Origin of the sequence: Erwinia rhapontici, assembly GCF_020683125.1 — a bacterium.
In the GTDB taxonomy this organism is placed as follows: domain Bacteria; phylum Pseudomonadota; class Gammaproteobacteria; order Enterobacterales; family Enterobacteriaceae; genus Erwinia; species Erwinia rhapontici.
On record NZ_CP085627.1, the window covers coordinates 1,638,712 to 1,659,708 of the forward strand.

The window sequence follows — 20,997 nt, forward strand, 5'->3', positions numbered from 1 at the left end:
GGCCAGCGCCTGAGTTACTTCAGGCGCTGTTGCAGGTAGCGTTCGTAATCCGGGATCTGGATTTCAACCTGGCGGGCGAACAACGGTGACTGAATAATGAAGTCAGCGGTGGCACGGTTCGTTGCAACAGGAATATTCCACACGGTGGCCAGACGCAGCAGCGCTTTCACATCGGGGTCATGTGGTACCGCATTCAGTGGGTCCCAAAAGAAAATCAGTACATCAATTTTCCCCTCCGAAATCAGCGCACCGACCTGCTGATCGCCGCCCATTGGGCCACTCAGCATCGCCGTTACCGGTAATCCGGTGGCGCGTTGTACCAGATTGCCGGTTGTTCCGGTGGCGTAAAGCGTATGATGCTGCAACTGCTCTTTATGAACATCCACCCACTGCATTAAAGCATTCTTACAGTGGTCGTGGGCTACCAGCGCGATATGTTTCTGTGGCTGGAGAGTGCGGGTTGTCTGATCCATTCAGTATCCTGGTTGGGTAGGGCAAGAGGAATAAGCAAACAGAGGATTGAGTGTAGCGCCGGGTATCTGCCGATATCAACTGGTATGCAGGGCCTTCATCAACATCACAAAACGCTGACGGGTGGCTGAATCGACCTGCAAGTACCAAAGACGCAGCATGCGTTCGGCCGGATGCTGGCTGGTTGAGGGATCGGGAAGAACAGAAGCCGATTGAGAGGTACGGCGCATTGGCTGAGCAAAGCGTGGCACCGAGGCGACTTTGTTATCGAGGTTATACTGTATCATTGCCTGTTCGAGATCGTCCTGCGTCTGCAAACGAAGCGCATCCCGTTGGCTCTCAATCTCGACGCCGTGTTCATTCACCAGCGTAAACTGCGGATTTTTGTCGAAGTGCTTTCCGTCATGCAACGTTTGCAACGCGGGTAACTGAATCACGACCGACTGAGTGCTGGCAGTAAATTTGACAATCTGAGGCGCTGAAACCCAGTTGATCGGCGTCTGCGCGTTGCGTGTGACCGTTCTTTCTACACGAAAGAGCAACTGGTGTTCCCCGCGCTCGAGTTCCAGACCTTCTGCGCCTTTGAGCAGCGAACCCGAAATCTTGTGTCCATCCAGTACCAGCAGGTCAATATCGGCTGAAAGCTTCAGCGTTGTCGCCTGCACGGTTGCGGCAACCAGCATCGCTATCAGTCCGGTGATGACCATACGCAGCTTCATTCTTTCTCCAGCAGGGTAAAGGATATAAGGGGGTGTGAATGTATCAAAGTCTTTCAGTATGGCAGCATATTAACATTTAAAAATACTTAATCGTGCTATAAATCGAGAATCGCATGAGTTGCATTTTTTAATGTGGTGAATAAGCCACACTTAGCGGCAATAGAGCCAGTAAGGCAAATGGAGGCAACAATGAGTGATAAAACCATCGCTGATGTTCTGACATCGACAAAAACCATTGCACTGGTCGGCGCCAGTGATAAACCCGGGCGGCCAAGTTACGGTGTGATGGCTTACCTGTTGTCACAAGGTTATCAGGTCATCCCGGTTAGCCCCAAACTGGCAGGCAGTACTTTGCTGGGGCAAACCGTTTACGCTGAACTGAGTGATATTCCCCACAGCATTGATATGGTCGATGTCTTTCGCAATACGGAGGCTGCGTGGGGTGTGGCGCAGGAGGCGATTGCTATTGGCGCAAAATCGCTGTGGTTCCAGATTGGCGTGATCAACGAACAGGCCGCTGTTCTGGCTGGAGAAGCCGGGTTGAAGGTGATCATGGACCGCTGCCCGAAAATTGAAATTCCCCGCCTGGGGCTGGAAAAATAACAAAAAAACCCCGTGTTAACGGGGTTTTTTTAATGCCTGAGGCTGGGGGCCTGGAGCTGCTGGCGGATTGATGCCGCCAGTTCATCTAGAGAGGGCTGTTCAGGATGTTCACCAGGTGATTCCCATGCGATTTGCGCTTCTGCCAGGTAGGTTTGCACCCGCTGACCATCATCATCTTCCATCACCACGTGATACCAGGGTGAGGAGCGAAGCGTTTCGGCGCCGTCAACCTCGTCTATAGCGGGCTCGGTTAATGAGTATTCCGGGTCGACATCAACAATAACCCCGAGAAAACCGAGTAGCTGGTGGCGTACCTGTTGTCCGATACCATATTTGCTGGCAATCATCGTAACCTCCTGAGAAAAGTTGCCCTTATCTCTATATATATGGAGGCAAAGGCAGCGTTTTCAAGTTACAACACGCGGCAGGCAAATCCTTTCAGATACATTCCTTCCGGATAGCTGGCGATAACCGGGTGATCGGCAGCCTGACGGAACTGCTCAATAAATTGAACGTCGCGCTGTGCATCAAGGGCGGCATCGGCAATGATTTTCTGGAACAGGTCAGTCGCCATCAGGCCTGAGCAGGAGAAGGTCATCAGCATCCCGCCAGGATTGAGTAACTGCATCGCCAGCATATTGATGTCTTTATAACCACGGCAGGCACCCATCAACTGGTTTTTGTTCTCAACAAATTTCGGCGGATCCATGATGATCAGATCGAATTTTTCGCCTTCCTCGCGATAACGGCGCAGCAATTTAAAGACATCGTCACGCTGGAACTTCGCTTTGCTCACATCCAGACCGTTCAGCTCCACGTTCTGGCGGGCCACATCCAGCGCAGCCTGTGAGGTATCTACACTGATCACTTCTGAGCAGTTACCCATCAGCGCCGATACCGCAAACCCACCGGTATAAGAGAAGCAGTTGAGCACACGACGGCCTTCCGCGTAGCGGCGGGTTGCCAGGCGGCTGTCACGCTGATCAAGGTAGTAACCGGTTTTATGCCCGGTCTGAATGTCGACCAGCAGTTTCATACCGTGTTCGGTAATCGGCAGCAGCTCAGGCGGAGTATCACCCAGCACTACGCCCTGGGTCAGTTCCAGACCCTCTTTTTTACGCACGCTGACATCAGAGCGGTCATAGATAGCACAATCCGGGTAGCAGGTCTGCAGAGCGGTAATCAGCGGTGCTCGCTGATACTCAGCACCGGCAGAAAGCAGTTGCAGCACCAGGAAGTTGCCGAAGCGGTCGATGGTGATACCCGGTAAGCCATCAGACTCACCGGCAATCAGTCGGTAACTGTCAAGGTTATCGCGCTGCGCCAGCCAGTCACGCAGCTGCTGCGCGGCCTGTAAACGGCGTACGAAGAAATCGATATCAATCGACTCATCCTGCTGCCAGCTCCACACGCGGGCGCGGATCTGCGATTCCGGTGACCAGGCGGCACGTGCCAGCCATTTACCCTGGCTGTCACAGACATCAATAGTTTCACCCGACTGGGCTTTGCCTTCCATACGGGCAACTGCCCCTGAGAAAACCCACGGATGGCGACGAAGTAAGGACTTTTCACGTCCTTTGGCAAGAATCAAACGAACAGTCATATTTTGCTATGCTTACACTCAGAGAATCAGTCGATATTGTCCGGTGCCGACCACGAAAAAGCAATCGGTGTTGGCAAGAGGAGAGAAAATGGCAATCATCTGCATCCGCGTATGGGTCCACGGTAGTGTTCAGGGCGTCGGGTTTCGTTACAGCACTCAGCGGGAAGCAAAAGCGCTGGGCGTGAAGGGGTATGCCAAAAATCTGGATGACGGCAGTGTTGAAGTGCTGGCCTGCGGTGAGGCGCAGCAGGTTGAGGCCCTGCTGGCGTGGCTAAAAGCAGGTGGGCCACGCAGCGCCCGCGTGGAGAAGGTGCTGGCGGAGCCACACCATCCCGCACACCTTCCGCACGGATTTAGCACGATTTAATGTTTACAGGCACTTGGCAGGTTTTGGTAGTCCGGCAATTTTTGTTGCCTGCTTCGCAGGGCCTTTTGGAAACAGTCGGAACAGATAGCGGCTGTTACCTTTCTCTTCGCCGTACTTTTGTGCCATCGCTTTCACCAGCATTCTCACCGCCGGGGAGGTATTGAACTCCAGATAGAAGGCGCGCACAAAGTGCACCACCTCCCAGTGGGCCTCACTTAATTCAATCCCTTCCTCTGCGGCTAACAGCGGGGCCAGCCCTTCGCTCCACGCGGCAGTAGATTTCAAATATCCCTGAGCGTCACGTTCAATCTCTTTCCCGTCAAACTGCACTGTCATTGCCTCACACTAAAAATCGGCGATCAGTTTACCAAACTTTTGGCCCAGCAAAAATAAAGCCCCGCAGTGCGGGGCTTTAATAACGTTGTTTGTATGACTTAGTTACTGCGTGACATACCCAGCAGGCTCAGCAGACTGACAAAGATGTTGTAGATAGAAACATACAGACTGACGGTGGCGCGGATATAGTTGGTTTCGCCACCGTGAATGATGTTGCTGGTTTCCCACAGAATGGCCCCGGTAGAGAACAGCACAAACAGCACGCTGATCGCCATATGCAGGGCAGGGATGTTAAGGAAGATATTGGCCACGACGGCAATCAACAGCACCACAAAGCCCGCCATCAGCATCCCGGAAAGGAAAGACATGTCCTTACGGGTGGTCAGCACATAGGCTGAACAGCAGAAGAAGACTAATGCTGTGCCCCCTAATGCCAGCCCGATCACATCACCCATTCCAGCAGACAGGAAGCTGTTCAGGATTGGGCCCAGGCAATAACCCAGGAAACCGGTAAAGGCAAAGGCCGCCAGAATACCCGCCGGGCTGTTAGCCAGGCGATGGGTCAGGAACATCAGACCATAAAAGCCGACCAGCATCAGTATTAAACCGGGTGCCGGCAGCGCGTACACAGTACTTAGCGTGGCAGTCACCGCTGAGAACGCTAAGGTCAGGCCGAGCAGAAAATAAGTATTACGCAGGACTGTGTGCGTGCTCAGTAACGAGCTGTCGCGCGTGGACGAAACAATGCGATCCATAAATCACCTCTTAGGGTCACGAAAGTAAGACTCAGACTATCATGCAGAATAAGGAGCAGATGGCGGTGGGGAAAGGCGTTTTACCCTTCTTTACGCGCTAATCCGCTGATTCTTTAAACAAGATGGCGATATTAGCGACAATCAAACCGTTTGAGGCTTTTTTTTTGGCAGTTGATACAAAACTCACTTTACAAGCAGAACAGGGATGTTTATAGTGCGCCCCATTGTGGAAGCGTGGCCGAGTGGCTGAAGGCACCGGTCTTGAAAACCGGCGACGGGAAACCGTTCTAGAGTTCGAATCTCTACGCTTCCACCATCAAATCCAACGGGTCAGCGTAAGCTGGCCCGTTTTGCTATGCGCGAAATAAAAAAGCGGGTGATGTGCTGCTGCGGCTTTTTTCTCCTTTTTGATCTCTATTGCTGAAATTTACAGCAAACAATCACAAATGCTCACAAAATCAACAAAGTAGCGAAAAATAGTGTTGGCAAAGTGAAAAACATCTCCTATACTGCGCTCCATCAGTTAGCGAGAGTCTTCTTAAGCAAAGCTGATAACCGTGTGGAAGCGTGGCCGAGTGGCTGAAGGCACCGGTCTTGAAAACCGGCGACGGGAAACCGTTCTAGAGTTCGAATCTCTACGCTTCCACCATCCATTCTGACCCCGTGCTGGCAACAGCGCGGGGTTTTTCGTTTTATCGCATCCCAGATAACCCGTGTTCAACAGTCGCCAGATAAATACAAAAATAATCTTTTACCATATCAATAAATTCCTGAGAAAGTGCGAGTTGCTGTGACTCGTCCTGTATCTTCAGCAGATTGACCTGCTCTGCTGCCTGTAGGCAGCGCCGAATATGTGACCTTGAGACGCCACAGAAAAAAGCGGCTTTGAGAATATTGTAATGAATGATCGGTGATTTCTGTTTGATGCTCTCAAGATAGATATTAAACATAATCATATGACCGCCATCCCGACTCAAAAACTCGCCGCTGCCTGGCACCAAATCATGCAGAAATAACCGATTCAGGGTGATCTCTGAGTAAGTGCGGAAGAATTCCGGCACAAAATTTGGATGTTTTTGATAAAAGTTTAAATCAAAATCATCTATCAACATGGCACAAGGAATCAGCATCGTGTTAATCATGCGCCGGGTTTCTGCCAGCGCTTTCGTTGTCGGTTTATAGTTGAGCTTACGTTTATCTTTTGCATCGCGATAAACCTCCAGTCTTCCCCCCACGCGCAAAAAAAGCAAAAAAGAATCCAGTGAATTACTGCTAAACAGGTCATTTCCAATACAAAATCGTTTAATGTCTTTAAACGTACTACCTGAACGTGTGTAGTAAATACCTAATATGGCTGAGCCGACAATAAATCTGTTTGCCTTGAACAGAGTCTTGAAATAGAGCGGATTAGTTAAGTACTGTTTAAGTAAAAGATCATAGTGGCATTGAATGGCATCATCAATCTTACTCCTCTCCCTGAATTCCCTGGACATACTTTTTAGCTTAACTTCCAGCGCTAACTTCTTCCTACTAACAAAAGGCATACGTAAATATCTTATTTTCTTATTTTAAAATTGATAAGAATTATCTTATTTGCCACAGGTGATTGTGTCAACCAACTAAGATATTTTGCTTTGCGTTTTTCTCTATGGATTCGATAGCTGGATAATAAACACCTTGTTTTACATGTGTTTAGTTGTTGTTGAATATATCGCTCCACTTAAAAATGCTATCACAATGTTAATAATATATTTAACTTTATGTTTTTTAAGGTTTTTAAATTAACAACAAAAATGGACAGTGACTTGATGAAAGATCGGATTAGTATTGCGGCACTTCACAACGGAATACCCGAGATGAGTCTGGCTGTCATTTAAGTAAACTAAAGCCGGAGCTTTTGTGAGGATGGATCATTCTGCAAGACAGATAAAACTCAAGGATATCTAAATGGAAATTAAAAAAATCGCTGCTATTTCACTTTTCACTATCGCAGCGTCAGGTGCAGTTAATGCCGCCGATGAAGGAAGTGGTAAAATTACTTTTTACGGTTCAATCGTCAATGCACCTTGCTCAATTGCACCCAATGTTGACGACCAGAAAATCCCTCTGGGGCAGGTGTCGAATACATTGCTGGCTAACGGCGGAGAGCAGACTGCGATCCCTTTTACCATTGATTTACAGAACTGCGATAACAGCACGAAAAAAACGGTAACCGCGACCTTTACCGGTAAATCCGGTGTGGATGGCCGACTGGGTATTACCGGAGAAGCAAGCGGTGCCAGTATTCTTTTGCGCGATGGTAGCGGCAAGAAAATCGAGCTGGGTACAGCAACTACAGCACAGAATATTAATGGTGGTGCGAACACTCTGCAATTCACCGCAGCACTGAAAGGTGATGGTACAACCGATGAACCTGTTGCTGTAGGCACGGGTGCATTCACCGCGGTCACAAATTTCACCCTGGCTTATCCCTGATATCCTTTTTGCCGGATGAACATGGCGTCCGGGATCCCGGGCGCTATTTATTTGTTTATCAGACGAAAACGGATCCTCCGCCTGCTTAATTATGGAAAAAGTAACATTAAAAATAAAATTTCCAGGGATATTGGCTATTTCCATTTTTCTGGGGTTGGCGGTATGGGGTGGTCGTGTTCATGCTGATGATATTCAGTTCAATACCGATCTGTTTGATGTGGAAGACCGTCAGAATATTGATGTATCGAATTTTACCCATAAGGGCTACATCATGCCGGGTCGTTACCCCATGAATATCCGTCTGAATAACGATCCGCTGGCAGAACGCGTCATCAATTTTTATTTAGCGGAAGACCATCCTGAGACGAGCCTGCCGTGCCTTGATGCGCAACTCGTCAGCGAGCTGGGGCTGCGATCCGAATCTGTCAGTACGTTGAAGTGGTGGCATGAGGGGCAGTGCCTCGATATTCGCAGCCTGAAAGGAATGCAGGCAAGGGGCGATCTTTCCACCACAACGCTGGCGATTAGTGTGCCACAGGCATTCCTCAACTATCAGTCCGCCAACTGGGATCCTCCCTCGCGTTGGGATGAGGGGATCCCTGGCGTGCTGTTTGATTACAACCTGAATAGCCAGGTCCGTTTTACCCCTCATGCCGGTGAGCAGCGAACCACCACCGGAACAGGCGTCGCCGGTGCCAATCTCGGTCCCTGGCGGCTACGTGCAGACTGGCAGGGGCGTCGCGACACACTCAATGGTACTACGCGCAATACCTTCGACTGGACGCGTTACTCTGCCTCACGCGCGCTGCCGGAAAGCGGAGCCAGGCTGGTAGTCGGTGAGGACTATCTGGTCTCTGATATTTTCGACAGCTTCCGCTTTGCTGGTGTCAGCCTGATCACCGATGACAATATGTTACCTCCCAACCTCCGTGGCTACGCACCGGAAATTACCGGTGTGGCGCGTACCCACGCCAGAGTCGTCGTGATGCATCAGGGACGTGTCCTTTATCAGACTCAGGTGGCCGCAGGGCCGTTCCGCATCCAGGATATTGATGATTCAGTGCTGGGGGAATTACAGGTTCGTATCGAAGAAGAGGATGGGTCGGTTCAGACTTTCACCCTTAACACCGCGACGATCCCCTATCTGACGCGTCCCGGACAGTTGCGTTACAAAATGGCGCTGGGGCAGCCGATAAACGGGCAGCACAGTATGAGTGGGCCGCAGTTTGCCAGCGGCGAATTCTCCTGGGGAGTGAATAACGGCTGGTCGCTGTATGGCGGAGCGATCGGCAGTGAGCACTATCAGGCGCTTGCCAGCGGGATTGGTCGCGATCTGCTGGTGTTCGGTGCCATGTCTTTTGACGTGACTCATTCGGTGGCCCGACTTCCGTGGGGAGATACCCGTCAGGGGAATTCATACCGACTGAGCTATTCCAAACGCTTTGACGATTATGGCAGTCAGGTCACCTTTGCCGGCTATCGCTTTTCTGAACGCGAGTTTATGACGATGGATGCATTTCTCGATGCCGAACGTCACGGTAACGGGCAAAGCAACAGCCGTGAAATGTACACCGTCACGCTGGCTCAGGATTTGCGGGCACTGGGAACCAGCGCACAGCTCAGTTACAACCGTCAAACCTATTGGGACAGGCCGGAAAGCGAACGCTATAGCCTGGCATTGTCGCGCTACTTCGACATTCTGCAGTGGAAAAATGCCAGCCTTTCATTCTCTGCCTGGCAGAACCGTTATAACCAACTGAGTGATAAAGGGCTTTATCTCTCTTTATCATTACCTATTGGTCATCAGGGCACTCTCAGCTATAGCGGTTCGAGTGGGCGAAATAATAACAGCCAGCAGGTTAATTATTACAACCAGATAAATAATAACGACAGTTACAGTCTCAGTGCCGGAACCACCAATAGCAGTAATACCCTGTCCGGATATTATCTGCATGATGGCAGTAGTGCACAGCTAACCGGAAGCGTCAATGTGCAGCAAGATAATTATCAGGCCTTTGGCGCCTCGTTGAAAGGTGGAATAACCGCGACAGCAAAAGGGGTAGCGGCGCACCGTCAGAACTCTCCTGGGGGAACGCGTTTATTACTGGATACCGACGGTGTTGCCAATATTCCAGTGCGGGCCAACGGCGGAATTGTTTACAGCAATAGTCGCGGGAAATTAGTGATTTCCGATATCAGCAGCTATTACCGAAATCAGGTGGGCATTGATATTAATAAACTGCCGGAAAACGCCGAAGTTACCTCATCCATTGTGCACGCCACGCTCACCGAAGGGGCGATTGGTTATCGTCATTTTCCGGTACTGGCGGGATTGAAAGCGATGGCCGTTATCCGTCTGGAAGAGGGGACATCCCCGCCGTTCGGAGCACAGGTGATGAATGCCCGTCAACAGGCGGTGGGGTTGGTGGCGGATGGCGGCAGCGTTTATCTCAGTGGCATGCAGTCAGGAGTACATTTGAGCGTCTCCTGGGATGGCAGACAACAGTGCCAGATTACGCTGCCGCTATTGAATAAAGACAGGCTGGATAATCTTCTACTGCCGTGTATCGGCGACCACGCGATGTCGGGTAAGCCCCAGAATCAAATCAAGGAATAAATGTAATGAAACAGTCAACAAGCACGGGGGTGCTGAATACCCTTGCCGCCGGTATAGTCTTTTTTTCATCCTGGTCGCAGGCGGCTCTTTCTCTCGATCGTACCCGTATTATTTTGGATGCAGGAAACCCGTCGGTCAGCCTGACCATTGCCAATGAAAATCCCCGGCTTCCTTATCTTGCTCAGGGCTGGATTGAGAATGAACAAGGTGAAAAAGTGAATTCACCGTTAACGGTACTGCCGCCAGTACAGCGCATAGAGGCCGGTGATAAAAGCCAGATAAAGATACAGTCGCTTTCTTCGGTGAATTTACTTTCCCAGGATAAAGAAACGTTATTTTATTTTAACCTGCGCGAAATTCCACCGCGCTCCGATCAGCCAAATACGCTGCAAATCGCGTTGCAGACGAAAATAAAATTATTCTATCGCCCGGAGGCGCTGCAGATTTCGTCCGCGCAATATGCCTCACCGATTCAACAGCAGGTGCAGCTGGTCCGCAAAGGAGGGCGCTACCGTTTGCACAATCCCACGGGTTACTACATCACGATTATTGAAGCCAGCCACGGCAAGGGAGAGGAGCCTCTTAAGGACTTCACCCCGGTGATGGTTGCCCCGCGTGCTGACGTGGAGCTGAATGTCAGCCCCGCTGCGTTGGGGGACGCGCCGGTACTCCAATACGTCAATGATTTTGGTGGCCGATCCAGCCTGATATTCCGCTGCCATGGGATGACCTGTAAGGTCATCACACAAGCATGAAACGTTTGATGCTCTGGCTGATCGTAATGCTGCTGCCGCTAAAGGCGCTGGCCTTCTCCTGCATTGATAAACGCGATGGTAAAGCGTTTGATGCTGTCGGACAGCGCAATATTGATGTCACCGTTAACCTGTCGCCGGAAATTATGATCGGTGACGTAGTGGTGTTCGATCTGTCCCAATACTTTACCTGTCAAAACACCATCCCTGCCCGCTACGTCGACTATATGCGCATCAATGCCGGGACCTATCAAACCTCGCTGGATGCCTCTTTCAACAGCGGTCTGGAGATTAACGGTAAGCGCTATCTCAACCCGATAACCTCAGCGCTGACGATTTATGAGCTGCGCGATGGTAACTGGCATGATCTGCAGGTTAAAGCGTTCTATCAGTTGAAAGATAATCCAGGGCGCGGCGTGTATATCAAGGCCGGTACCGTTGTGGCCAGTATGCAGATGTATAAATGGAGCGCGCCCGCCGGCGGCGTGTTTACCGCTAACTGGCGGGTGATTGCTGCCAATGATGCTTACTACACCTCCGGTACCTGTGCGATCAACAACGGGCAGGATATTGATGTGAGTTTTGGCTATATCGCGCGTAATCAGTTAAGCCAGAGCGCGACCCTGTCGCCGTTCCGCCGTGAAGTGCACATTCCCTATCAGTGTAAAGATACCAGTAGCTGGCCGATAAAAATGACGCTATCAGCGGATGTCAGCAGCTTCTCGGGCAACGCGATTAAAACCACCAATCCTGACCTGGCGGTACAGATTTACCATCAGGGCAAACTGGTCCGTCCGTTCGACAGCATCAGTAGCCGGATTACCCATGGTGTGGGCGGCGATGATTTCAGCTTCGTGCTGCTCAGATCCTCCAATGCGGCGGTGGCTACCGGGCCATTCAACGCCACGGCGGTATTGGTAATGAGTCTGCAATAAAGCCAGTTGCTATTCGGGTCAAGGAGAAAAGATGTCCGATCCACGCTGTTTAACGCTGGTAATGTTCGATCATGACCGTTTCTTTGTCGAGGGGGTTCTGCGCTTTCTACAGTCTCAGTATCCGCATACTGTCAGGAGGCTATCGACCAGGCCGGTCAAAAAAGTGGACCTGTTACTGACGGGACTGGATGCCGTTTCACTCTGTGCCTCGCTGCAGTTCGGGCGGATGATGACAGCAGAAAGCCAGCTAGTCGTGGTTCATCATTCGTTTGAAGAAAGCTGCAGAGGATTACCGCCAGGCCTGCAACGTTACCCCACACGGCATCTTCACCCCAGGCAGTCACTGGAACAACTGGGCAAGGTGTTTAAGCAACTGATACCGGATAAAAATCGGCTGATTACCCTTATCGACCCGCGGGCGGTCAAAGAAGATGTCCTTACGCCACGCGAGAAAATGCTCATTGCACATTTGCGCAGCAGCTTAACACCGCGCCAGATTGCAGCCAGCATGGCTTTACATCCTAAAACCATCAGTACTTACAAACGTTCGGTGATGTTGAAACTGGGGATGCAAAAAAATCTGGAACTTTATCACTGGTTATTTTATTCCTCATTATCAGAAGGGGAACGATCATGACACGATACGGGTCAGCGTGGTTGTGCCTGGCGGTTGCTTTTAGCTGTGAAGGCGCGGATAACGGCTATGGAAAAATTAATATTTCTGGCGTGGTGGTGGATGCCCCATGCTCTATCTCTCCGGGGGCCGATAATATCCAGGTCAACTTTGGTGATGTCAGTGCTTCTGCGCTGCAGAACGGGCATGAGTCCGCAGCGGTGGACTTTTCGCTGGATCTGCTGCGCTGCAGTACCTCGCTGAAAAATCGGGTACGCGTGACTTTCCAGGGTACGGCGTTTCCTGATGGTTTATTTTCGGTCGGGCAGGGTAACACTACCGTGGGTATTGCCGTTCGTGACCGCTTCGGGCAGCAGGTATTCAATAACCAGCCTGTTGCATGGCAGCGCATTAATAATGGCGATAATCAGCTCCGTTTTTCCTCGGTACTGAAAGGACGTGCAGCGGTGGTGAGCAGCGGCAGCTTTCAGACTCAGGTACTGTTTACGGTGGAATACCTCTGAGCCATAAGAAACAGGGCGTAACCGGGACGAACACCCTTCTGTTTTCCCCGGCTTCCTGTTATTTTCTTCACGGGTGGGCGATTAGATCATTCCTAAAAACATCTTGTTTCTTTTCAAACTCCTGAAGCCACTAAACCGCCGGGTGCAGAGTCTGCTATATTCTCACTATTCATCTTTCTATGAGCATCTGGCTTGTACTCTGGAGAGCGGTTGTGGTGAGTCAGTGCCGATGCGCTGATTTATTTCTGCGCTGCATGTTAGGCCAGCCAGCCAGTTTACCCCTTTGAATCAATGGAATACACACATGATCAACAAGTATAGTCTTTGTGCGTTAGCCGTTTGCTCCGCACTTTCCGGGGTTCCTGCCTGGGCTGCTGATAGTGATTACCAGCTGGAACAAGTGCTGATGATGAGCCGCCACAATCTGCGTGCTCCCTTAGCGGATAACGGCAGCGTACTGGCACAGGCGACAAAAAAAGCCTGGCCGAAGTGGGATGTAGCGGGTGGACAGCTGACCACCAAAGGCGGCGTGCTGGAAGTGTATATGGGGCGCTATACCCGTGAATGGCTGGCACAGCAGGGCTTGGTAAAAGACGGTGAGTGTCCGGCACCTGATGACGTCTATGCTTATGCAAACAGCCTGCAACGCACCGTTGCTACCGCCCAGTTCTTCGTGGCGGGGGCTTTCCCTGGCTGTGATGTTGCCGTTTCTCATCAGGATGAGATGGGATCGATGGACCCGGTGTTTAATCCGGTGATCACCAACGGCAGTGAAGATTTTAACAAACAGGCGCTGACCGCGATTAACGGCGAAGGCGAGAAGCTGGCATTGAAACCCGCTTTCCAGCGTCTGGAAAAAATCATCGACTATAAAAATTCACCTGCCTGTGACGGTAAAAAGCAGTGTGATCTTTCCAGCGATAACCAGAACAAATTCAGTGCCGATAACGGTAAAGAACCGAATGTGTCTGGCCCGCTGAAGGTGGGGAACTCACTGGTTGATGCCTTCACCCTACAATATTACGAAGGCTTCCCGATGGAGCAGGTCGCCTGGGGGCAGATCAAAACGCCTGAGCAGTGGAAAGAACTGGCGGCGATCAAAAATGGTTATCAGGACACGCTGTTCACCTCTCCGATTGTCGCACGTGAAGTGGCTGCCCCGCTGGTGGACTACATCCGCAGCTTGCTGGTCGATCAGGATCAAGCCACTGCGCCTAAAGTAACCTTAATGGTTGGCCATGATTCGAATATCGCGTCACTGCTGACAGCCCTTGATTTCAAACCTTATGATCTGCCAGGACAAAACGAGCAAACGCCGATTGGCGGTATGGTGCAGTTCCAGCGCTGGCATGATAAGAAAAATGACCGTGAGCTGGTGAAGGTGGAATACGTCTACCAGACGTCCAGCCAGCTGCGTGATGCGGAAGCTCTGTCCCTGGATAACCCACCGAAGCGTGTCACTCTGCAAATGGCTGGTTGTCCGACCGATGCTAACGGTTTCTGTTCATGGGATCAGTTCACTCAGGTTCTGAACAAGTCGTTGCAGGGAACGCCGTTACAGGTGGCTGAACAGGCACCGGCTGCTGCGCCAGCTACCCCGGCGACCAAACCGGCTGACGAAAAAGCCGTCGTCAATAAGACACTGGCGGACAAAGCGGCCGCAGACCAGGCCGCAGCGGATAAAGCGGCTCAGGCCAAAGCCTCTGCGGAGAAAGCGGCTGCTGATAAAGCCGCTGCAGATAAAGCAGCGAAAGAGAAAGCCGCTGCAGATAAGGCCGCCGCTGAACAGGCCGCAAAAGATAAAGCGGCAGCAGACAAAGCCTCCGCAGACAAAGCGGCTGCCGATAAAGCCGCAGCGGATAAAGCGAAAGCGGACAAAGCAAAAGCAGAAAGCGCGCCAGACGCGAAACCTGCAGCTAACTGATCTGGGGGGAGGCATTGACGTCTCCCCACGTTCAGAGATGAAAAGGGGCGACCTGCTTAACAGGTCGCCCCTTTTTTAATGGCGATATTTTGATGAGCGGGAGCGGCTAAAGAAGACGACTCCCGACACATCCTTAATCCTTACTGATCACAACCAGTTTCTGGTTCACAAACTCTTTAATGCCGAGGTCGGAAAGTTCACGACCATATCCTGACCGTTTCACGCCCCCGAAGGGCAGTTCTGCCGCGGTATTGCTCGACGAGTTGATGTACACCATCCCGGTTTCAATCCGCGAAGCCAGTGCTTTGCCACGGGCGATATCTTTCGTGAACACGGCGCCACCCAGTCCGTAGTGCGAATCATTGGCCAGTTTCACCACGTCATCGTCATTTTTCACCACATAGATCTGAGCCACCGGTCCGAAGAACTCTTCAAAGTACGCCGGATTGTCGCGTGTGATGCCGGTCAGGATGGTGGGCTGATAGAAACAGCCGTCACCCGGTACGGGCGCACCACCGAGCAGCACGTTAGCGCCTTTCTCTTTCGCCTGCTGAACCTGCTTATGCAGACGATCGCGTGCCTCAGCGGAGGAGAGTGGGCCGAGAGTGGTGCTGGCATCAAGTGGATCGCCAATTTTCACCGCCTTAAATGCCTCGGTCATTTTTTCCAGGAAGCGATCGGCCACCTTCTCATGCACCAGGAAGCGTTTGGCGGCGGTACACACCTGGCCGCAGTTGCTCAGGCGGGCACCAACACCGGCCTTCACGGCTTTCTCCAGGTCGCTGTCGTCCAGTACCACAAACACATCGTTGCCGCCCAGTTCGAGCGTGGTCTTTTTCAGATATTTCCCCGCCTGCTGTGCCACTGCGCTGCCTGCACGCTCGGAACCGGTGAGAGCGGCACCCTGCACACGGTCATCAGCGATCAGCGCTGCCACCTGATCGTTACTGGCGAAGATATTGGTCCACGCCCCCGCTGGCGCACCGGCTTCGGTCACCAGAGCCTCGAATAACACGGCACAGTGCGGAACATTTTGCGCATGTTTTGCCAGCACCGGGTTTCCGGCAGCGAGGTTAGGCGCCAGCACACGCATTAGCTGATAAAACGGGAAGTTCCAGGGCTCAACGGCCACCAGAACGCCAATCGGATGGTTCTCTACCCAGGCCTCGCCAAGTTCACTGGGGTAGGGCGTTGGCGCAAGAAAACGCCCGGCATTCTCGGCATAGTAGCGGGCAATCTGTGCACAGAGTTGCACTTCACCGCGACTTTGCTCAATCAGTTTTCCCATCTCAATACTGGCCGCTTCGGCCAGTTCGTCAACACGGCTATCAATCAAATCTGCCAGTTTTTTCAGCACCTGCACTCGGGGCTGGAGATCGCCTTTGGACCAGTCAGAGTGATACAGCGCATCGGCGGTGGCCAGCGCCTGTTCAATCTGGCTGTCGCTATGGTCAGGCCAGGACTTGATCAGCTTATTACTTGCGGGATTAATCGTCTGGTACGGCATTACGCCTCCTTTGGATAGTGTCAGTAATCAGCCGGGTTCTGGCTGTCAGTATGTCAACCCAGCATTAAGCGTAGACGACATGACGGCAGGTTGGTGGGTTCTCAGAGGAGTCTCAGTTGCAAAATGTAAGCGTTGAAACGGCGGGCGCAGATACCCGCCGATGGGGTATCAGACGTTCCTGCGCTCAACCACCTTATTATCCCAGGTGAGCACATCTGCACCGGTCTTATCAAAGGCGCGCAGCAGGACCTCATCGCTACCCTGTTGCTGCCAGATAGCTTCGGCCAGACGCTCATCGTAATTCGCGACCTCAAAGATAGCTTCGGCGATTTCGGGTGACGTTCCGCGCAGACTTGCCCATTCGCCAACGTGATGCGCTTTCGATTGTTGTGTTGCCATAACGCTCTCCTGTGGTTGATGTTGTCCGTTCAATGCCTGATTCGTCAGTATAGAAGAGTGCGCGTTGCCTGCTCGTGGTGCAATCAATGTTTGCTTAAAAAAACAGCGCGTTCACATTTTTTGCCACAATGCATTAATAAAAATTAAGGGGATAAATCAGTGCATTCGGGGCTATCTGGCACAGGAAATGGCGAGTCAGCGATGCATCCTTAGTTGAATACACTATGCTTAACAACGCGGCAGGCCAGCGTTTGCCGCCATTGTTGCCGGGAAACGCCAGCTGAGCACGGGCACAATGCAGTATGATGTCTTAACTATTCGGAGGTAAGAAATGGCAGAACATCGTGGTGGATCTGGAAATTTCGCTGAAGACCGTCAAAGAGCATCAGAAGCCGGGCGTAAAGGCGGCAAGGTCAGCGGGGGGAATTTTAAGAACGATCATCAGCGCGCCTCTCTGGCAGGAGAAAAAGGTGGCCGCAACAGTCGCGGGAGCAAAAGTAAGACCGATGACGGTAACTAAGCAGCCATGCCGCCCGCCGCCGGGTTCTCCGGCGGCATAAACATCCCCCCATTTTCAACGCTTGCCCCCCCGCAGCGAACGCAGCACACTGACGCCAAATTTCCAGCAGAGTGCGCCAATGTCCGGTTTTTTATCACGTTATAAATTTGCAGTGAACCCCCAGGAAGGGGTGCTGATCCTGATCACGATGGTCTGGGGCGGCACCTTCCTCGCCGTGCATCATGCCATGACGGTCAGCGGCCCCTTCTTTTTTATCGGCGTGCGCTTTGCTACAGCGGCCGTGTTGCTCGGGCTGATTTCATGGCGGGTTCTGCGGGGTGTCACCTGGTATGAGGTGAAAGCGGGGGCGCTGATTGGTCTGGCGATTGGCCTTGGCTATGGTTTGCAAACCTACGGCATGCAGACGATTACCAGCAGCAAATCGGCGTTTATCACGGCGCTCTATGTGCCGCTGGTGCCGCTGTTGCAGTGGGTTTTTCTTGGCAGAATGCCCGGGCTGATGTCGTGGGTGGGTATCGTGCTGGCTTTTGGCGGTCTGCTGCTGTTGGCGGGGCCGGAAAGCGGTGAGATGGCGTTCAACGCCGGAGAGATTGCCACGTTGTTGAGCACGCTGGCCATCGCGGCGGAGATCATCCTGATCAGCGCCAGTGCAGGAAACGTCAATGTGCAGCGAGTCACCGTGATCCAGCTGGCGGCGGCTTCCCTTTTTGGCTTTGTGATGATGGTTCCGAATGGTGAGTCGGTGCCGCCGTTCAGTCCTTATCTTCTCTACAGCGCCATCGGACTGGGCATCGCCAGCGCACTGATCCAGGTGACGATGAACTGGGCGCAGCGCAGCGTGTCGCCAACGCGAGCCACGGTCATCTATGCGGGTGAGCCGGTTTGGGCCGGGATTGTCGGGCGTATTGCCGGGGAGCGATTGCCGGCTATCGCCCTGCTGGGCGGGGCACTGATCGTACTGGGCGTGCTGATCAGTGAGCTGAAGCTGAAACGGAGAAAAGCGGCCCCTGAAAAGCCTGCGTAAAACGGATGGCATGCCTCATCTCTACGAGATGAACGAAGTGTTCAGCTGTGGATGGGACATGTGGACCGAATTGTTTCGTAGGGGTCGGGCATGCCCGACCCGCACATTCGTACAGAGGGATTAATGATCCTGACGCACTACACTACTGCCGCTGAGTGCGGCGGCGCGTTTATGGCTGAGTAGGGCGTTCAGTAAAATCGCCCCAAACGTTGCCGTACCGATCCCACCGAGCGTAAAGCTGCCGATTTTTAGTGCGAAATCTCCCGCACCCAGTACCAGTGTCACGGCAACCATAATCAGATTACCATTCTGGCTGAGATCGACATTGTTCTGTACCCAAATGCGAGCACCGGCTACCGCAATCAAACCAAACACAACGATTGATGCGCCGCCAATAACAGGCCCCGGGATGGTATGAATCAGAGCGCCAAATTTGGGTGAGAAGCCCAGTACCATGGCAATCAGAGCCGCGGCGACAAAGACCAGCGTGGAGTAAACTTTCGTCACCGCCATCACGCCGATATTTTCCGCGTAAGTGGTGACGCCGCTGCCGCCAACGCCGCCGGATAACATCGTTGCCACCCCGTCACCGACAAATGCCCGGCCCATATAAGGGTCAAGATTGCGTCCGGTCATACCGGCTACGGCCTTGATATGTCCGAGGTTTTCGGCCACAAGAATGACCGCCACCGGCGCAATCATCACCATGGCCTGAGTACTGAACGTCGGGCTGGTGATCAGCGGCATGCCAAACCAGGGGGCATTCGCCAGCAGGCTGAAGTCGACGGGTTTCCCTAATCCAAAGCCGTTGGTCAGCAGCGCATAGATTGCCCAAGCGACAATCAGCCCAACGAGGATCAGCAGGCGCTGCACCATGCCGCGGGTGAATACCGCGACCACGCCGATACACAACACAGTCATGACTGCCATCCAGCTATCGAACATCGAGGCTGAAACGCCGCGCACGGCAATCGGTGCCAGGTTCAGACCAATCGCCATGACAACGGCACCCGTCACCACGGGCGGCATCAATTTTTCTATCCAGCGGGTGCCTGCTTTCATCACCACAAAACCGATCAGGGTGTAAACCAGACCGCAGGCAATGATGCCACCCAGCGCCACGCTGAGGTTCGGGTTCAGTCCCTGACCGCTAAAGCCCGTCACGGCGATCACCACGCCCACAAACGCCGCGCTGGAGCCCAGATAACTGGGTACGCGGCCTCCGGTGATCAGGAAGAACAGCAACGTACCCACGCCCGACATCAGGATCGACAGGTTCGGGTCCAGCCCCATCAGCAAAGGCATCAGCACGGTGGCACCAAACATGGCGACCGCGTGCTGCAGGCCCATCACTACCGTTTGCCCGAGGGGCAGTGTTTCATCAGGCGCGACAATACCGGTTGTCGACGCCGTCGTTTTCGACCATTGAGGGAACCAGGAACCTGCCATCGTTATCTCCAGAGTGTGAGCACTGCATTGACCGGCGAGTAAAGCCCGGGATCAGAAACTACGTTGTGGTAACGGGTGGTAGCCACGATCGAAATAGATCAGGCCATGATTGCTGTCGCTGAACACCAGTGCCTGTGCCTCGCACACTAAAATATCGTGGGTGCCGACGCTCATCACCTGTGTCACCAGACAGTCAAACGACACCAGTGCGCCGCTGAGGATCGGCGATCCGGTGACCTGCGTTGACCAGTCAGCGGCGATAAATCGCTCGGCCATCGGCGTTTTACCGCCAAACAGGTTAGATAGCGCTTCATGACCGGACGCCAGCGTATTCACGCAAAGCTGTCTGTTTTCTCTGAAGGTCTCATACACCGATGCGGAACGGTTCAGGCACACCAGCAGCGTCGGTGGTGTGTCGGTGACGCTACACACCGCCGAGGCAGTAAATCCGGCACGTCCGGCAGGGCCATCGGTGGTGATAATATTGACGGCGGCACCCAGGCGTGCCATCGCATCGCGGAATTGTTGCTTTTCCACGCCGGTGACAGGCGGGGTGGGTGCCAGGGTATTCAAGGTTTCTGCCATAGTGACTCCATATCAGCGGTATTCGCGGCCAGGCTGTCATCTTGCAGCCAGCCCATCAGCAGGTGATTAAAGGTGGAAGCGTCGGTGACACTCATAGCGTGGCCACCCCAGTTCATGCGTTGCAGGGTGGCGTGCGGCAATGCTGCCAGCAGTTGTTCGGAACAGGTCCATGGCACCAGCAGGTCGTCGCGTGAACAGAGCAACAGCACGGGCTGGGTAATCTGCGCGGCATGAGAACTGTAGTCGCAGGCCATCAGCGCATGCAGGCGCTTGAGCAAGTTATCCATACCCTGAAAATGCGCCGTATGCAGCGTATCTTCAGCTTCAATACGTGCCTGATGTTCCGACAGCCAGTCAGCGGGATAAAGAAACAGTGGCTGGGCACGAACATAAGCCTCGACCCCGACATTAAGCAGCAGATCCTGGCGTACGCGGAAACAGCGACGGGTGTGTGCATCCAGTTGTAACCAGCCGTTAACCAGCACCAGCCGCGACACACGTTCGGGGTAGTTGAGTGCCAGCTGTAGGGCAACCATGCCACCGAGCGCATGGCCAACTATATCGAACTGCATAATATTGTGCTGTTCCAGCAGCATCGCCAGCTCACTGGCCATCTGCGACATACTGTAGCCTTCAGGCAGCGTATCCGGACTTTTTCCGGTGCCGCGCTGGTCGTAAACCACCACGCGAAATGCCGCGCGTAGCGCATTCATTTGCGGCAACCAGAAACTCCCCAGTCCGCCCAGTCCGGCAGATAACACTACGGTTCTGGCCCCGGGTTCATCGCGACCTGACAGCTCAATATGCATGAGTCACTCC

The 20,997-nt window shown here is 52.9% G+C and carries 23 protein-coding genes and 2 tRNA genes; 13 read left to right on the forward strand and 12 right to left on the reverse strand.

Going from position 1 to position 20,997, the window contains the following annotated elements; all coding sequences use genetic code 11:
* Positions 1-14: 14 nt before the first annotated feature.
* Both LJN55_RS07725 and LJN55_RS07730 read right to left on the reverse strand, forming a co-directional pair.
* Entirely contained in the window at positions 15-473 is a 459-nt protein-coding gene (locus LJN55_RS07725) for a methylglyoxal synthase (RefSeq protein ID WP_133840994.1), read from the reverse strand.
* Positions 474-548: 75 nt separating this feature from the next.
* Positions 549-1,190, reverse strand: coding sequence for a DUF2057 family protein (locus LJN55_RS07730; RefSeq protein ID WP_133840993.1), 642 nt, complete (start codon positions 1,188-1,190; stop codon positions 549-551).
* Between the two features lie 189 nt (positions 1,191-1,379).
* Here LJN55_RS07730 and LJN55_RS07735 point away from each other — a divergent pair, with 189 nt between their 5' ends.
* Positions 1,380-1,793, forward strand: coding sequence for a CoA-binding protein (locus tag LJN55_RS07735; protein WP_133840992.1), 414 nt, complete (start codon positions 1,380-1,382; stop codon positions 1,791-1,793).
* Positions 1,794-1,822: 29 nt separating this feature from the next.
* Here LJN55_RS07735 and hspQ read toward each other — a convergent pair whose 3' ends face one another.
* Together hspQ and rlmI are read right to left on the reverse strand one after the other, a co-directional pair.
* Positions 1,823-2,140 (reverse strand): heat shock protein HspQ, encoded by a 318-nt coding sequence (gene hspQ, locus LJN55_RS07740; RefSeq protein WP_133840991.1) that lies wholly within the window; start codon positions 2,138-2,140, stop codon positions 1,823-1,825.
* Positions 2,141-2,205: 65 nt separating this feature from the next.
* Positions 2,206-3,396, reverse strand: coding sequence for a 23S rRNA (cytosine(1962)-C(5))-methyltransferase RlmI (gene rlmI, locus LJN55_RS07745; RefSeq protein ID WP_133840990.1), 1,191 nt, complete (start codon positions 3,394-3,396; stop codon positions 2,206-2,208).
* An 88-nt stretch (positions 3,397-3,484) separates the two neighbouring features.
* Between rlmI and yccX the strand changes: the two genes are divergently transcribed.
* Positions 3,485-3,763, forward strand: a complete 279-nt coding sequence (gene yccX, locus LJN55_RS07750; RefSeq protein WP_133840989.1) for an acylphosphatase — start codon at positions 3,485-3,487, stop codon at positions 3,761-3,763.
* A 3-nt stretch (positions 3,764-3,766) separates the two neighbouring features.
* On the opposite strand, the gene tusE is transcribed toward yccX, so the two are convergent.
* Both tusE and yccA read right to left on the reverse strand, forming a co-directional pair.
* Positions 3,767-4,093 carry a sulfurtransferase TusE gene (tusE, locus tag LJN55_RS07755; RefSeq protein WP_133842087.1) on the reverse strand — a complete coding sequence of 109 codons (327 nt, stop codon included), beginning with the start codon at positions 4,091-4,093 and terminating at the stop codon, positions 3,767-3,769.
* 104 nt (positions 4,094-4,197) lie between these two features.
* Positions 4,198-4,854, reverse strand: coding sequence for an FtsH protease modulator YccA (gene yccA, locus LJN55_RS07760; RefSeq protein WP_133840988.1), 657 nt, complete (start codon positions 4,852-4,854; stop codon positions 4,198-4,200).
* Positions 4,855-5,082: 228 nt separating this feature from the next.
* Between yccA and LJN55_RS07765 the strand changes: the two genes are divergently transcribed.
* Both LJN55_RS07765 and LJN55_RS07770 read left to right on the forward strand, forming a co-directional pair.
* Positions 5,083-5,170, forward strand: a tRNA-Ser gene (locus LJN55_RS07765).
* Positions 5,171-5,415: 245 nt separating this feature from the next.
* Positions 5,416-5,503, forward strand: a tRNA-Ser gene (locus LJN55_RS07770).
* A 43-nt stretch (positions 5,504-5,546) separates the two neighbouring features.
* Here the strand turns inward: LJN55_RS07770 and LJN55_RS07775 are convergent.
* The gene (locus tag LJN55_RS07775) at positions 5,547-6,398 is read right to left on the reverse strand and encodes a hypothetical protein (protein WP_133840987.1); all 852 of its coding nucleotides are present in this window, start codon (positions 6,396-6,398) and stop codon (positions 5,547-5,549) included.
* Positions 6,399-6,801: 403 nt separating this feature from the next.
* Here LJN55_RS07775 and LJN55_RS07780 point away from each other — a divergent pair, with 403 nt between their 5' ends.
* The 7 genes from LJN55_RS07780 (at position 6,802) to agp (ending at position 14,694) form a co-directional block, all read left to right on the forward strand.
* Positions 6,802-7,329 (forward strand): fimbrial protein, encoded by a 528-nt coding sequence (locus LJN55_RS07780; RefSeq protein WP_133840986.1) that lies wholly within the window; start codon positions 6,802-6,804, stop codon positions 7,327-7,329.
* Between the two features lie 130 nt (positions 7,330-7,459).
* The gene (locus LJN55_RS07785; protein WP_227535975.1) at positions 7,460-9,946 is read left to right on the forward strand and encodes an outer membrane usher protein; all 2,487 of its coding nucleotides are present in this window, start codon (positions 7,460-7,462) and stop codon (positions 9,944-9,946) included.
* Positions 9,947-9,951: 5 nt separating this feature from the next.
* Positions 9,952-10,701: a fimbria/pilus periplasmic chaperone gene (locus LJN55_RS07790; RefSeq protein WP_133840984.1), complete on the forward strand. Its 750-nt coding sequence runs from the start codon at positions 9,952-9,954 to the stop codon at positions 10,699-10,701.
* Positions 10,698-11,633 (forward strand): fimbrial protein, encoded by a 936-nt coding sequence (locus LJN55_RS07795; RefSeq protein ID WP_133840983.1) that lies wholly within the window; start codon positions 10,698-10,700, stop codon positions 11,631-11,633. Before LJN55_RS07790 ends, LJN55_RS07795 begins: the two co-directional genes overlap by 4 nt.
* 163 nt (positions 11,634-11,796) lie before the next feature.
* The gene (locus LJN55_RS07800; protein ID WP_166653670.1) at positions 11,797-12,270 is read left to right on the forward strand and encodes a LuxR C-terminal-related transcriptional regulator; all 474 of its coding nucleotides are present in this window, start codon (positions 11,797-11,799) and stop codon (positions 12,268-12,270) included.
* Positions 12,267-12,770 carry a fimbrial protein gene (locus tag LJN55_RS07805; protein ID WP_133840981.1) on the forward strand — a complete coding sequence of 168 codons (504 nt, stop codon included), beginning with the start codon at positions 12,267-12,269 and terminating at the stop codon, positions 12,768-12,770. Before LJN55_RS07800 ends, LJN55_RS07805 begins: the two co-directional genes overlap by 4 nt.
* Before the next feature lie 304 nt (positions 12,771-13,074).
* Complete coding sequence (gene agp, locus LJN55_RS07810; protein ID WP_159337115.1) at positions 13,075-14,694, forward strand: bifunctional glucose-1-phosphatase/inositol phosphatase; 1,620 nt, start codon at positions 13,075-13,077, stop codon at positions 14,692-14,694.
* 133 nt (positions 14,695-14,827) lie between these two features.
* Here the strand turns inward: agp and LJN55_RS07815 are convergent, their stop codons facing one another.
* Together LJN55_RS07815 and LJN55_RS07820 are read right to left on the reverse strand one after the other, a co-directional pair.
* A complete protein-coding gene (locus LJN55_RS07815; RefSeq protein ID WP_133840979.1) occupies positions 14,828-16,201 on the reverse strand; it encodes an NAD-dependent succinate-semialdehyde dehydrogenase in 1,374 nt (457 codons plus the stop codon).
* Positions 16,202-16,369: 168 nt separating this feature from the next.
* Positions 16,370-16,600, reverse strand: coding sequence for a YccJ family protein (locus LJN55_RS07820; RefSeq protein WP_133840978.1), 231 nt, complete (start codon positions 16,598-16,600; stop codon positions 16,370-16,372).
* Between the two features lie 331 nt (positions 16,601-16,931).
* On the opposite strand from LJN55_RS07820, the gene LJN55_RS07825 reads away from it, so the two are divergent.
* Both LJN55_RS07825 and LJN55_RS07830 read left to right on the forward strand, forming a co-directional pair.
* The gene (locus LJN55_RS07825; RefSeq protein ID WP_227535976.1) at positions 16,932-17,120 is read left to right on the forward strand and encodes a con-10 family general stress protein; all 189 of its coding nucleotides are present in this window, start codon (positions 16,932-16,934) and stop codon (positions 17,118-17,120) included.
* Positions 17,121-17,238: 118 nt separating this feature from the next.
* Entirely contained in the window at positions 17,239-18,144 is a 906-nt protein-coding gene (locus tag LJN55_RS07830) for a DMT family transporter (protein WP_171149384.1), read from the forward strand.
* A gap of 120 nt (positions 18,145-18,264) precedes the next feature.
* Here LJN55_RS07830 and rutG read toward each other — a convergent pair whose 3' ends face one another.
* From rutG to rutD, 3 genes are read right to left on the reverse strand one after another with little or no spacing between them, the layout of a single operon-like run.
* Entirely contained in the window at positions 18,265-19,593 is a 1,329-nt protein-coding gene (rutG, locus tag LJN55_RS07835) for a pyrimidine utilization transport protein G (RefSeq protein WP_133840975.1), read from the reverse strand.
* A gap of 51 nt (positions 19,594-19,644) precedes the next feature.
* Entirely contained in the window at positions 19,645-20,178 is a 534-nt protein-coding gene (gene rutF, locus LJN55_RS07840) for an NADH-dependent FMN reductase RutF (protein WP_133840974.1), read from the reverse strand.
* Complete coding sequence (rutD, locus tag LJN55_RS07845) at positions 20,163-20,987, reverse strand: pyrimidine utilization protein D (RefSeq protein ID WP_227535977.1); 825 nt, start codon at positions 20,985-20,987, stop codon at positions 20,163-20,165. The genes rutF and rutD overlap by 16 nt, the downstream gene beginning before the upstream one ends.
* Positions 20,988-20,997 lie beyond the last annotated feature (10 nt).